The organism is Streptomyces sp. NPDC000229 (assembly GCF_040300825.1).
GTDB lineage: Bacteria > Actinomycetota > Actinomycetes > Streptomycetales > Streptomycetaceae > Streptomyces.
Genome location: NZ_JBEPEL010000127.1, coordinates 1 through 12,315, shown reverse-complemented (window position 1 = coordinate 12,315; position 12,315 = coordinate 1). Strand labels below are relative to the sequence as shown.

11 protein-coding genes and 1 pseudogene are annotated in these 12,315 nt (G+C 70.7%); 7 read left to right on the top strand and 5 right to left on the bottom strand.

Features of this window, described 5'->3' with window-relative positions:
* Window positions 1–88: 88 nt before the first annotated feature.
* The 3 genes from ABT360_RS33960 to ABT360_RS33950 form a co-directional block, all read right to left on the bottom strand.
* Window positions 89–814: a phosphatase PAP2 family protein gene (locus ABT360_RS33960; RefSeq protein WP_351825385.1), complete on the bottom strand. Its 726-nt coding sequence runs from the start codon at window positions 812–814 to the stop codon at window positions 89–91.
* Between the two features lie 155 nt (window positions 815–969).
* Entirely contained in the window at window positions 970–1,983 is a 1,014-nt protein-coding gene (locus ABT360_RS33955; RefSeq protein ID WP_351825383.1) for a C40 family peptidase, read from the bottom strand.
* Window positions 1,984–2,065: 82 nt separating this feature from the next.
* Complete coding sequence (locus tag ABT360_RS33950) at window positions 2,066–2,851, bottom strand: SAM-dependent methyltransferase (protein WP_351825381.1); 786 nt, start codon at window positions 2,849–2,851, stop codon at window positions 2,066–2,068.
* Between the two features lie 447 nt (window positions 2,852–3,298).
* Here ABT360_RS33950 and ABT360_RS33945 point away from each other — a divergent pair, with 447 nt between their 5' ends.
* The 6 genes from ABT360_RS33945 (at window position 3,299) to ABT360_RS33920 (ending at window position 10,403) form a co-directional block, all read left to right on the top strand.
* Window positions 3,299–3,607, top strand: a complete 309-nt coding sequence (locus tag ABT360_RS33945; RefSeq protein ID WP_017945892.1) for a hypothetical protein — start codon at window positions 3,299–3,301, stop codon at window positions 3,605–3,607.
* 102 nt (window positions 3,608–3,709) lie between these two features.
* Window positions 3,710–4,561, top strand: a complete 852-nt coding sequence (locus tag ABT360_RS33940; RefSeq protein ID WP_351825379.1) for a hypothetical protein — start codon at window positions 3,710–3,712, stop codon at window positions 4,559–4,561.
* Window positions 4,551–5,909, top strand: a complete 1,359-nt coding sequence (locus tag ABT360_RS33935) for a hypothetical protein (protein ID WP_351825377.1) — start codon at window positions 4,551–4,553, stop codon at window positions 5,907–5,909. Before ABT360_RS33940 ends, ABT360_RS33935 begins: the two co-directional genes overlap by 11 nt.
* A complete protein-coding gene (locus tag ABT360_RS33930) occupies window positions 5,906–7,459 on the top strand; it encodes an SCO6880 family protein (protein ID WP_351825375.1) in 1,554 nt (517 codons plus the stop codon). Before ABT360_RS33935 ends, ABT360_RS33930 begins: the two co-directional genes overlap by 4 nt.
* 15 nt (window positions 7,460–7,474) lie before the next feature.
* Window positions 7,475–8,881, top strand: a complete 1,407-nt coding sequence (locus ABT360_RS33925) for an ATP-binding protein (RefSeq protein ID WP_351825373.1) — start codon at window positions 7,475–7,477, stop codon at window positions 8,879–8,881.
* A 1-nt stretch (window position 8,882) separates the two neighbouring features.
* A complete protein-coding gene (locus ABT360_RS33920; protein WP_351825371.1) occupies window positions 8,883–10,403 on the top strand; it encodes a type IV secretory system conjugative DNA transfer family protein in 1,521 nt (506 codons plus the stop codon).
* Here ABT360_RS33920 and ABT360_RS33915 read toward each other — a convergent pair.
* Window positions 10,393–10,959 carry a GNAT family N-acetyltransferase gene (locus tag ABT360_RS33915; protein WP_351825369.1) on the bottom strand — a complete coding sequence of 189 codons (567 nt, stop codon included), beginning with the start codon at window positions 10,957–10,959 and terminating at the stop codon, window positions 10,393–10,395. The two genes, ABT360_RS33920 and ABT360_RS33915, sit on opposite strands and share 11 nt — an antisense overlap.
* A gap of 113 nt (window positions 10,960–11,072) precedes the next feature.
* Here ABT360_RS33915 and ABT360_RS35470 point away from each other — a divergent pair.
* Window positions 11,073–11,165, top strand: a pseudogene (locus ABT360_RS35470) (ABC transporter ATP-binding protein); the annotation flags it as partial.
* 22 nt (window positions 11,166–11,187) lie between these two features.
* On the opposite strand, the gene ABT360_RS33910 reads toward ABT360_RS35470, so the two are convergent.
* Entirely contained in the window at window positions 11,188–12,066 is an 879-nt protein-coding gene (locus ABT360_RS33910) for an aminoglycoside phosphotransferase family protein (protein WP_351825367.1), read from the bottom strand.
* Between the last annotated feature and the right edge of the window lie 249 nt (window positions 12,067–12,315).

Below are 12,315 nucleotides of genomic sequence, written 5' to 3'. Positions count from 1 at the left end.
AGCCACTGCGGAGCATTGGCGACCGACGACAACGCAGCAGATGCGCGTGCCAGGGCTCGCGAGCCCGGCAAGATCCGAAAGACACGACCTAGGCGGCCAGGTCGTTCTCGCCGGCGCCCGTGGCGGAGCCGGAGCCGAGCCGGGGGTCGGCGATGTCCAGCGTCTCGTGCCGCTCCCGCGCCGGCGCCTTGCGCGACCGTACGAGCCCTCCGAGCCGCCCGGAGCGCGCCACCGCCGACACCAGCGGCGTCAGGAGCGCGAGGGCGACCGGGGCGAGGAGCAGCGCCACCGCCGTCCCGAGGGCGAACCCGCCGACGACGTCCGTCGGGTAGTGCACGCCCATGTAAACGCGGCAGAAGCCCTCGACGAGGGCGAGACCGATCGCGGCGAGACCGAAGCGGCGGTTGGCGACGAAGACCCCGACACCGATGGCCATCGCCATCGTGGCGTGATCGCTGACGAACGAGAAGTCGGTCTTCCCGTCCACCAGCACTTCAAGCCCCTGGTGGTCCTTGAACGGCCGGGGGCGCTCCACGAAGCCGCGGATCGGGATGTTGACGAGGAGGGCGACACCGGCGGCGAGCGGGGCCCAGATCAGACCGGCGACGGCGGCGGCGGAGTCCTCCGCGCTCCCGCGGCGGCGCACGCTCCACCAGCACCAGAGCACCACCAGCACCATCGCCAGCATGATCCCGTACTCGCCGGTGAACTCCATGACACGGTCGAACCACGAAGGGGCGTCCTTCGCCAGGCCGTTGATGTCGTAGAGCAGGCCGACATCGGGGTTCGAACCGTCCGATGCGAGTCCAGCCATCTGCCGCGGCCCCTTGCCTTGTGTCACCTGGTCAGTGACGTCGTCTGCTCAGTGTCGTCATCGTCAGTCCAGGAAACGACCCGCAGGAGGGGTACGTTCCACTCTCCACGGAACGATCACGATGACGTTATCGAAGAGTGATACGTACGCGCAGCTCAGGGCCGTGCCGTGGGGAGCGCTTTCGCGCCATCCTCGGTGACGCGGGTGGCACCGAAGTAGTCCGGGGTGTCGATCTTGTCGAACCGGATGACGGCCCCGGTGTACGGGGCGTTGATCATGTATCCGCCGCCCACGTACAACCCCACGTGACGGATGGCGCGCGAATCGTTCAAGTCATCCGAGAAGAAAACGAGATCGCCCGGCAGCAGCTCGTCCCGCGACGGGTGCGGACCGGCGTTGTACTGGTCGTTGGCGACGCGCGGCAGCTCGATCCCCACCGTCCGGTACGCCGCCTGCGTCAGCCCCGAGCAGTCGAACCGCCCCTGCTGCTCCGGCGTGCCGTTGCCGCCCCACAGATAGGGCGTGCCGAGCTTCTTCTGCGCGAAGTAGATCGCCCCGGCCGCCTGCCGCGACGGCTCCACCCGGCCGACGGGCCGCGCGAAGCTCTTCTCCAGGGAGCGGATGATCCGGACGTAGTTCTGCGTCTCGCTGATCCCCGGCACCCCGCCGGCCTTTATCACCCGGTACGCACCCGCGTTGTAGGCGGCGAGCATGTTGTTCGTCGGGTCGCCGGGCACCTTCTTCACGTACCCGGCCAGCTCGCAGTCGTACGAGGCGGCCGACGGGATGGCGTCCGCCGGGTCCCACACGTCCCGGTCGCCGTCCTTGTCCCCGTCGATCCCGTGCGCGGCCCACGTCCCGGGGATGAACTGCGCGATGCCGCGCGCGTCGGCGTGGCTCACCGCCTTCGGGTTCCAGCCGCTCTCCTGGTACAGCTGCGCGGCGAGCAGGGCGGGGTTGATGGCGGGGCACAGGTTCCCCCACTTCTGCACGAGCGGCTGGTACGCCGCCGGAACAGCCCCCTTCGCCAGCCCGATCGCCCCGCCCAGGGCGCCCCCGGCCCCGCCGAGCAGCCCGGCGGCGGCGGAGTACGTCCCGACGACGAGCAGCGCGACGAAGCTCAGGCACGCCCCTACGGACACCCCGGCGACCAGCCACGCCTTACGCACCGTCAACCACCCCTCACGACATGGCAGTCCACCGTGCGCCAGTGTAGGTGGCGGGTCCCTCTTTCAGGGGGTGGTCCGGCCGCTATGGCTTGCGGCCGACACCTCCGTACATGGCGACAGCGTCCGCCGGGGTGTCAGGACGCCAGTGGGAGCAGGGGACGACGCCGGGGTCGAGGAGCTCCAGGCCGTCGAAGTAGCGGGCGACGGCCTCCGGGGTGCGCTGGGTGAGCTTGGGGGTGCCGTGCTCGTTCCAGAAGGCGACCGCCGCGTCGACGTCCGGCATGGAGGGGTGGACGACCGTGTGGGAGAGGACGAGGTGGCTGCCGGGCGCCAGGGCGTCCATGAGGCGACGGACGACGGCGTACGACTCGGCGTCGTCCTCGATGAAGATGACGACCCCGAGCAGCATGAGCCCGACCGGCCGGTCCAGGTCGAGGGTCTTGGCGGCCGCCTCCAGGATGTTGTCGACGTCCCGGAGGTCGGCGTCCAGGTAGTCCGTGCGGCCCTCGGGGGTGCCGACGAGGAGCGCGCGGGCGTGGGCGAGGACGAGCGGGTCGTTGTCGACGTACACGACACGGGCGTCCGGGGCGACGTGCTGGGCGACCTCGTGGGTGTTGTCGGCGCTCGGCAGCCCGGTGCCGATGTCCAGGAACTGGCGGATGCCCTCCTGGGCCGCCAGGTGCCGCACGGCCCGCCCCAGGAAGAGCCGGTCGGCGCGGGCGTACTCGCCGATGCCGGGGTGGAGCTGCCGGATCCGGTCGCCGGCTTCCCGGTCGACGGGGTAGTTGTCCTTGCCGCCCGTCCAGTAGTTCCAGATGCGGGCGGTGTGGGGGCGCGTGGTGTCGATCCTCGATTCGATGTCGGTCACGACACCAACGTAGGACCAAAATCCTTACCCGGTGGGCCGCTTCAGGATCTCCACCGGGCTCGACGTGCTGTCCGCGCCGCGGGCGCCCTGCCGGGCGTGTCGGAGCCGAGGCTCACCGGGAGGCGTGGCGTGACCCATGGGGCGCCTCCAGCGGCGCCGGAACCGTCACGCCTGGTCGCGGCGTACCGCTGACCCCCAAGAGTGCACCAACGACAGTCATTGCCCGGAGTCACCCTCCGTGATACACAGAGTGACGATACGCGTACTCGTATACACCCGATTCGCCGCCTTCGCAGGTCAGGGCAGCCTGACCGGTCAAAGGTGCGGGGATCGGGTAAAGAGACCAGCCAAGTCGGCGCACATGGGCGGTTTCATCAGCGAAGATAGTGCGGTGACCCGTGCCATGGGGCAGGGGCGTCGAACTACCCAATAGGGGCGGTGAGTTACATGTACCTGGCGGCCGAAAAAGGCGACATCACCACCATCATTGGCGGAATCGCCCCCAACTGGGGGCCCTTCGGGAGCCTGGGGAACGAGGCTCGCGTGATGATCGAGGTGGTGATGGCCGTGGCCATCCTTCTGTGCCTCGGCATCGCGATCTGGGGAGCGGCCAAGCAGCGCATCGGCGCGACCGCGCTCCGGGACACGTTCAGCGCCGAACAGGGCAAGGGGTTGATCGTGGCGGGCCTGACCGGGGTCTTCATCATCGGATCGCTGGGAACGCTGTTCACCATCGTCTACGGGATGGCCGTGTAACCCTCCGTCAACTGCTGCACCCCCGGCTCTCCCCTTGAGGCGCGTCCACCCGATGTCCAGTCACCATCCAGATCAGCAACCGGTTGAGGGGGCGTACCCGTCATGAGCCTCGGCGACGAGCAGGACGGCGCCAGCAACACGGGAGGCGGCGGTGCGGGGCAGACCCGCACCCGCCTGCCCGACAGCGGCGCCGGCGACGTCTACGGCGGCGTCTACGGCGGCGCCCGCCGCCCGGCCCGCAACTCGCGGTCGCTGATCACGGTGGTGGGCGTGGTGGTGCTGCTGATCGCCGCCATCGCCTTCGCGAACCGAAGCGGTGGCGGCGACGACGCGCCCTCGGACGCCTCGGCCAACCGCGACGCCGCCCCGACCGCCGCGACGGGCGTCAAGCCGGTGACGGGCAAGAACGGCACGATCCCGTCGGGCTACGCGCGAGACGAGCAGGGGGCGCAGAGCGCGGCGGCGAATTACGCGGTGGCGCTGGGTTCTGACGGGATGTTCAACACCGAGCGGCGCCACGCGATTGTGAACGCCGTGTATGCCCCCGACGTCGCGGCCGCGCGACAGGGCGACCTGGACAAGGTGTACTCGGACGAGAAGTTCCTCACCAGCATCGGCCTGAACGCCGACGGATCAGCGCCGACAGGGATGACCTTCATCTCCCGGTTCAACCCAGTGGGGTCGAAGGTCGAGCGGTTCAGCCCCGACACCGCGAGCGTAGCCGTCTGGTACTCGGCCCTTTTCGGGCTGGCTGGCGAAGGGTCGAAGAACCCGGTGTCGGAAAGCTGGTTCACGAACACGTTCGAGCTGAAGTGGGTCAACGGTGACTGGAAGGTCACCGACTTCACACAGAAGGACGGCCCTGTGCCGGTCGGGCGCGACCAAGCCGCATCGAGCGCCGAAGAGATGGCCGGCGCCGTCCAGCAGTTCGGAGGGTTTACCTATGCCCGTTAAGCGCCCTCCACGTGCCCTTACGGTCACCGGGGCCGCAGCAGGGATCCAGGCGGGTCTCGTACTGCTGGCAAGCCACGCGGTTGCCGCCCCCACGCCTACCCCCAGCCCGGGTGCGAGCAACGATCCGTGTGACCTCATCCGCGGCCCCGCACGGGACTACTGCGACAACGGCGCGCCCGGCGGCACGGCCCGCTCCACCCCCGCCGACCCCACCACCGCCCTCGACCCGCTCGCGTCGCTCGCGCGCGGGTGCGCGGACGCCGCCGCGTGGATCGTGGGGAAGCTCAGCGAGGCCGTGAAGAGCACCGCCGAGGTGGACTTCACCAACCCCACGTTCCTCAAGCAGTACGCCGTCGTCTTCGCCGCCTCCACCGTCCTGACCCTCGTCCTGTGGCTCCTCGCCGTCGCCAAGCGCGCCATCCGGGGCGTGCCCCTGGCGACGGCCGTCTCCGAGGCCATCGGCTTCCTGTGGCTCACCGTGCTCGCGTCCGCGTTCACGCCGCTCATCCTCTACACCGTCGTCTCCGCGACCGACGGCGTCACCGAGGTGATCGCCAGCGGCAGCGGTGGGCAGACGGACGCGTTCTTCGGGACGTTCGCCGAGGCGCTCAAGAAGGGCGAGGGCATCGGCGGCGGGCCGATCATGCTGATCGTCGTGTCCCTCGTGTCGATCCTCGCGGCCGGCGTCCTGTGGCTGGAGCTCGTCATCCGCGCCGCCCTGCTGTACGTCGGCGCGCTGCTCGGCACCGTCGTGTACGCGGGGCTGGTCGACAAGAACATGTGGGGCCACGTCCGCCGCTGGGCCGGCATCATGATCGCGGTGATCCTGGTGAAGCCGGTCATCGTCATCGTCCTCGGCCTCGCCGGGGCGCTGTCCTCCGACGAAGGCCCCGACGCCTTCTCGGCCGTCGTGTCCGGACTCGCCATCATCCTGCTCGCCATCTTCGCCTCCGCGATGATCTACCGCTTCGTCCCGGGCTTCGGCGACGAGATCGCCACCGCCCGTACGAACCGCAAGCAGGCCACCGACGGCGCCCAGGCCGCCGCCGTCATCTCCTCGCCCGCCGCGCTCGTCTCCCAGGGCATCAAGACCCACAGCAGCCGCGGCCACCAGCGGGGTGGCGGCGGCAGCGCCCAGCCGGCGAACGCCGTGTCCGGCGGCGTCGCCGCCCACAGTTCCCGCAACCAACCGTCCGGGAGCTCCGGCGGCGGGGCCGGCGGCGGATCTGTCCCCTCCGCCGCACCCCCGCCCCGGAGCCCGGGTACCAGCGGCACGCCGCACACGCACCGTAAGAGCAACACAGGCACAGGCAGCAGCACAGGAAGCACAGGAGGTGGAGGGCGTTGACGACCCAGTCCCAACCGATCACGCCCCGCCGCACGTATCTCATCGGCCGGGCCCGGCCGAACGCGATCGTCGGCAAGAACCGCGAGACCGGCGAGATCGCTCTGATCATCGCCGGCGCGTTCCTCGGCATGATGAGCGGGCTGCTGGTCCCCGTCCTGTCCCTGCGGATCGTGTCCCTCATGGGTTTCCCCATGCTCGCGCTCGCGGCCGTGTACGTCCCGTACAAGGGCCGCACCTTCTACAAGTGGTTCGAGATCAACCGCAGCTATAAGCGCACTCTCCGCCAGGGGACCACGTACCGCTCCAGCGCCATGGAGGCGGGCACCAGACTCGACGGCCGCGAGGTCGAGGTCGGCCCGCCGCCCGGCATCGGCCGCATCAACTGGCTCTCGGCACCGTTCGGGCCCGACGAGATCGCCGTCCTCCTCCACGCCGACCGCCGTACCGTGACCGCCGCCATCGAGATCGAGGGCCCGGGTGTCGGCCTGCGCGACAGCGAGGACCAGGAAGCCCTGGTGGACCGTTTCGGCACCCTCCTCAAGCACGTGGCCAACGGCGACGGCTTCGTGACCCGCCTCCAGATGCTGGCCCGCACCCTCCCCGCCGACCCCGACGCCCACGCCAAGGACGTCGCCCAGCGCGGCGACCCGAACGCCCCCGGCTGGCTCCGCGACTCCTACGATCAGCTCCAGTCCATGGTGTCGACGTCCAGCGAGCAGCACCGCGCCTACCTCGTGGCCTGCATGCACTACACCCGCGAGCTGGCCGCCGAGGCGCACGCCATGGCCCGCGCCGCCCGCCAGGCCACCGGCGGCCGCAAGCTCGACAAGGACGCGGGACTGGCCGTCGTCATGGCCCGCGAGCTGACCGACATCTGCGCCCGCCTCGCCGAGGCCGACATCCGCGTACGCCAGCCGCTGGGCCAGTCCCGGCTCGCCTCCCTCGTGCACTCCATGTACGACCCGGACCACCCCATCGACCACATCCAGGCGATGACGAAACGAAACGCTTGGCCCGCCGAGCTGGACGCCGTCGAACCGACGTACCTCCAGGCGAAGACGAGGGAGTCGTCGACCCGCGCGCCCTGGTGCCACGCCACCGCGTGGGTCAAGGAGTGGCCGATGACCCCCGTCGGCGTGAACTTCCTCGCGCCCCTCCTCGTCCACACCCCCGACGTCATCCGCACCGTCGCCGTCTGCATGGACCTGGAGCCCACCGAGGTCGCCATCGAACGCATGCTGACCGAGAAGACCAACGACGAGGCGGAGGCCAGCCGTGCCGCCAAGATGAACCGCACCGTCGACCCGCGCGACATCGCCGCCCACGGCAGGCTCGACCAGCGGGGTGAAGATCTCGCCAGTGGCGCGGCGGGAGTGAATCTTGTCGGGTACATCACTGTGTCGTCTCGTACGCCCGAAGCCCTGGCCAGGGACAAGCGGACGATCAGGGCCTCGGCCGGCAAGTCGTATCTGAAGCTGGAGTGGTGCGACCGCGAGCACCACCGGGCCTTTGTGAACACCTTGCCGTTCGCGACCGGCATCCGCCGATAGGGGCGCCTGATCCTGATGCGAGATCCGCTGTCAGTCCTCACCGAGGCCTTCACCTCCTTCCTCTTCGGGAAGGTGGAGACGACCCGGCTTCCCGTCCGTACGTCGACGGGCCAGGCCCAGGCCGTCTACCTGCCGACCGCCGCTCCCGGCCTCGGCGACTCCGGCGTCATCATCGGGCGCGAGGTGTACAGCGGCAAGGGGTACATCTACGACCCGTTCCAGCTGTACGGGCAGCAGCTCCCCGCCCCGCACTGGCTGGTGCTCGGCGAGTCCGGCAACGGCAAGTCGGCGCTGGAGAAGACGTACGTCCTGCGCCAACTCCGCTTCCGGGACCGCCAGGTCGTCGTCCTCGACGCCCAGGGTGAGGACGGCGTGGGCGAATGGAACCTCATCGCGCAAGAGCTGGGGATAACTCCCATCCGCCTCGACCCGATGGCCGCCCTCGACGGCGGCATCCGGCTCAACCCGCTCGACCCGTCGATCACCACCACCGGCCAGCTCGCGCTGCTCCGGACGATCATCGAGGTCGCGATGGGGCACGGCCTGGACGAGCGGTCCGGTTTCGCCCTCAAGGTGGCGCACGCGTACGTCAACGCGACCATCACCGACCGGCAGCCGGTCCTCACCGACATCGTGGAGCAGCTGCGCCACCCGGAGCCGGAGTCGGCGGCCGCGATGAACGTCGACATAGACGATGTGCGGGCGTGGGGCCTGGACGTCGCCCTCGTCCTGGACCGGCTCGTCGACGGTGACCTGCGGGGCATGTTCGACGGGCCGACGACGGTCGGCATCGACCTCGACGCGCCGCTCATCGTGTTCGACCTCTCCCACATCGACCGCAACTCCATCGCGATGCCCATCCTGATGGCCATCGTCGGGGTGTGGCTGGAGCACACCTGGATCCGCCCGGACCGCAAGAAGCGCATCTTCCTGGTGGAGGAGGCGTGGCACATCATCAACAGCCCGTTCGTGGCGCAGCTGTTCCAGCGGCTGCTGAAGTTCGGGCGGCGGCTCGGCCTGTCCTTCGTGGCGGTGGTGCACCACCTGAGCGACGTCGTGGACGGGGCGGCGGCGCGCGAGGCCGCGGCGATCCTGAAGATGGCGTCCACCCGGACCATCTACGCCCAGAAGGCCGACGAGGCGAGAGCGACCGGCCGGGTCCTCGGGCTGCCCCGCTGGGCGGTGGAGATCATCCCCACGCTCACGCCCGGTATCGCGGTGTGGGACGTCAACGGCAATGTCCAGGTGGTCAAACACCTGGTCACGGAGGCGGAACGGCCGCTGGTCTACACGGACCGGGCGATGACGGAGTCGTCGTCGCCCGTGCCGGAGGAAATCCAGGCCGCGGAATGGGAGGCGGAGCAGCGCGCGGCGCTCATCGAGCAGCAGATGAACGAGTCCTCACAGTCGACGGTGGCATGACATGGACCGCAGGACTGAGGAACGGGGCGTCCCCGACGGCCTGCTGGTGGGGCTGCTGGGGTTCCTGCTGGGCATAACGCTGCTGGTGTGGACGGCGACCGGGCTGGCCGGGCTGTTCGCGCACGGGGCGTGGCCGGACGGGGTGACGTTCTCCGAGACGCCGCTCGCGATACGGAGCCTGGTCTCGGATCCCCACGACCTGGCCGGGGCGTGGCCCGCCACACCGGCGGGGCAACTGTCGGGGTACGGGCTGTTCTGGGGCCTGTTCATCAGCGAACTGCTGGTGCTGGTGGTGCTGGCCGTCTTCGTACTCGGCACGCTGGCACGCTGGCGCGCGGTGCGGGCGGCGGCGTCAGAGGCAGCGGCTGTACGCAGGGGTCCGGCGCGGGTTCCGGTCCAGGCACCGGCCCCGCCCGCTCCGGCACGACAGGACGCGGTACGGCAGGACGCGCCGGTCACCGCCCCGCCGACGGCGCACGTCCCGCAACCCGCCCCCGCAGCCGCGCCGGCACCCGCAACCGCCCCCGAGCCCGTGCCCACCCCGACGCCGGCACCCGCTCCGGCTCCGGCTCCCGCCTCCGTATCCATTCCCGCCCCCGCCCCCCGCCTCCTCTACGGCGACGCCACCGCCCGCCGTCCCGTCGCGCGCCAGGCCATCGAAGAGGCCGACGGCCCCGCCCTGGTCGTCACCTCCGACCCGACCCTGTGGGCCGACACCAAGGACGCCCGCGCCAAGCTCGGCCCCGTCCTGGTCTACGACCCCGGACACCTGTGCGACACGCCCGCCCGGCTGCACTGGTCGCCCACCCAGGGCTGCGAGGACACCGACACCGCCGCCGCCCGCGCCGCCGCGCTCCTCGCGCCCGTACGCCCCAGGGCCCGGATGGACGCCGCCGTCGCCGACACCGCCGAAACGCTCCTCCGCTGCTGGCTGCACGCGGCGGCCGTGGACGGCCGGCCGTTCAAGCAGGTGCAGCGCTGGGCGCAGAACAACGGCGCCCATGAACCCGTACGGGTACTCCGTACGCACCCCAAGGCGACGAACAGCCACGCGGGCCTGCTCGAATCGGCGCTCACGGCATACCCGGAACGGCGCGAGGTCGCCCAGGAATTGACGGTACGTGCGCTGTCGGCACTGTCCTCGGTCCACATCCGTGAGGCCTGCACGGCGAATCGAACTGATTCGCTGGCGCTGGAATCTTTCATCGCCGAAGGGGGCACCCTTTATGTGGTGGGTGAACCGATCGAAGACCCGAGGACCCGCCCGGGCGCGATGCCCCTGCTGACCGCGCTCGCCTCAGACGTGGTCGAGCACGGCCGCCGCATGGCCGCACGGTCATCCGACGGTCGGCTCGACCCACCACTCACGCTTGTCCTCGACGACGTCGCGGCCGTGGCCCCACTGCCCCAGATGCCCGCGCTGTTGACGACCGGTCAGGACACCGGCCTGCCGACACACGCCCTGCTCCGCTCGGCCGAACAGGGCCGCGCCCGCTGGCCGGACCGGCCCCTCACCCCGTGACGGGCCGCCGGATCTCGTACTCCAGCTCCCGCGCCCCGCTGCTGTCCCCCTCCAAGAGCACGCTGTCCCCGGTGGGCACGAAGCCGGCCTTCCGGTAGAAGGCCGCCGCCCGCGCATTCCGCTCGTGCACATAGAGCCGTACGCGCCGGATCGGCGCGCCGCCCAGCGACCACGACCACTCCACAACCGCCCGGAACAGCGCGTCCGCCAGCCCGGCGCCCCGCGCCTCGGGCCGTACGTAGACCCCGACCACGTGCGTCTGGTCGACCGCCGGCGCCTCACCGAACCGGACCTCCCCGCCCGGCCGCTCCACGAGCACGGTCACCGTGCCCTCCCACGAACCGTCCGGCGCCTCGGCAACGAACTGGCGGGCGCTGTCGCTCCCCTCCGCCGCCCCGGCGGTCCGCTCCCGCCAATGCTCGTCGGGCCGGGCGGCGGCCGCCTCGTACGTATCGAGGAAGGCAAGCGGCGCGACGGGGTCCTGGAGGGCGGCGAGCCGGAGGTCGCGGGCCTTGCGCCACTCATCGGCGCGGACGGGACGTATCACGTGTTCCATGACCCGATCGTCGGTCCGCGCCCCCCACCGGTCAACGCAATTCCCTCCGGCCGCGCCCTCAGGAGCGCGTCCTCCCCCGGTCCCGCCCGCGCCCCGCTCCGTAGCGTCGACGACTGATCCGCGCCCACGAACTGACCAAGCGATACGGCGGACGGACCGTCGTCCGGGGCCTGAGCTTCACCGTCAGGCCCGGTACGCGTCCAGGCCGTCATCCTCAGCCCTTCCCAGCTACTCCGGCGCCAGCACCGCCCGGATCACGTGCCGCGCGTTGCTCGCCATCGCCGGGTTCGTCCTCCGGTGGTACGGCAACGAGATGAGCGCCTGCGAGAACGCCCGCGCTCTGCCCCGGACCCAGGTCGGGTCGTCTACGCCGAGCGCCTCCCGGAAGACCTCCCTCGCCCCGGCCGGCAGCAGGTTCCACGCCGGGAACAGGTCACAGGCCGGATCGCCCACTCCCATGCACCCGAAGTCGATCACCGCGGAAAGCCTGCCCCGCTCGACCAACAGGTTGCCGGGCATCAGATCGGCATGCAACCACACAGGCTCCCCGTCCCAGCCCGGCGCCGCCAGCGCGTCCTCCCACACGGCCAGGGCGGCGTCACAGTCCACACCCTCCTCGGGGATCCCCCGCAGTTCCTCGATCGCCGCCCGCGTCGACGCATCGAGCGAGTCAATCGGCCCGCCACGGTAGGCCACGGGCGCCCCCGGAAGACTCACGCTCCGCATCGCGGCCACGAACCCGGCCAGATCCTCGGCCAGCAGCATCGGCTCGGTGAGCGCCCCCTCCCGGGGGTTCTCCCCCTCCAGCCACCTGTACACCGACCACCCCCACGGATACCCCTCGGCCGGCTCCCCGGCCCCCAGCACTTCGGGGACGGCCATCGGCAACCGGGGCGCGAGGCGGGGCAGCCATTCCCGTTCCCTCACCACATCCGCCGCCCCGCCCTTCGTCAGCGGCAGCCTTACGAGCATGCCGTCGCCGAGCCGGTACACGGCGTTGACCGTCCCACCGGACGGAAACCGCTCAACCGCCAATCCCGCCCACTGCGGAAACTGCCCGGCTATGAGCCGCCGTACGAGGTCGTCGTCAATGTGTGCTGTCGTCATGGGTCGCCATCCGACCGCCGCACACCGACGTCGGTCAAACGCTTTTCCACCCACGGGCAAAGGACCTTGAACGCAAAAAAGCCTCAGTCCCCGGACACAAGGTCCGGGGACTGAGGCTAATAATTGTTCGGCGGCCTGGTCGGCGGCCTGGGCGGTGCAGGACACGGAGTAGTGGCGCTCGTCGTCCTGGTAGACCATCCAGCGCTTGGTGCCGGTCGTCGACCGAGTCGGCGGGGCTCGCCCTGCTGG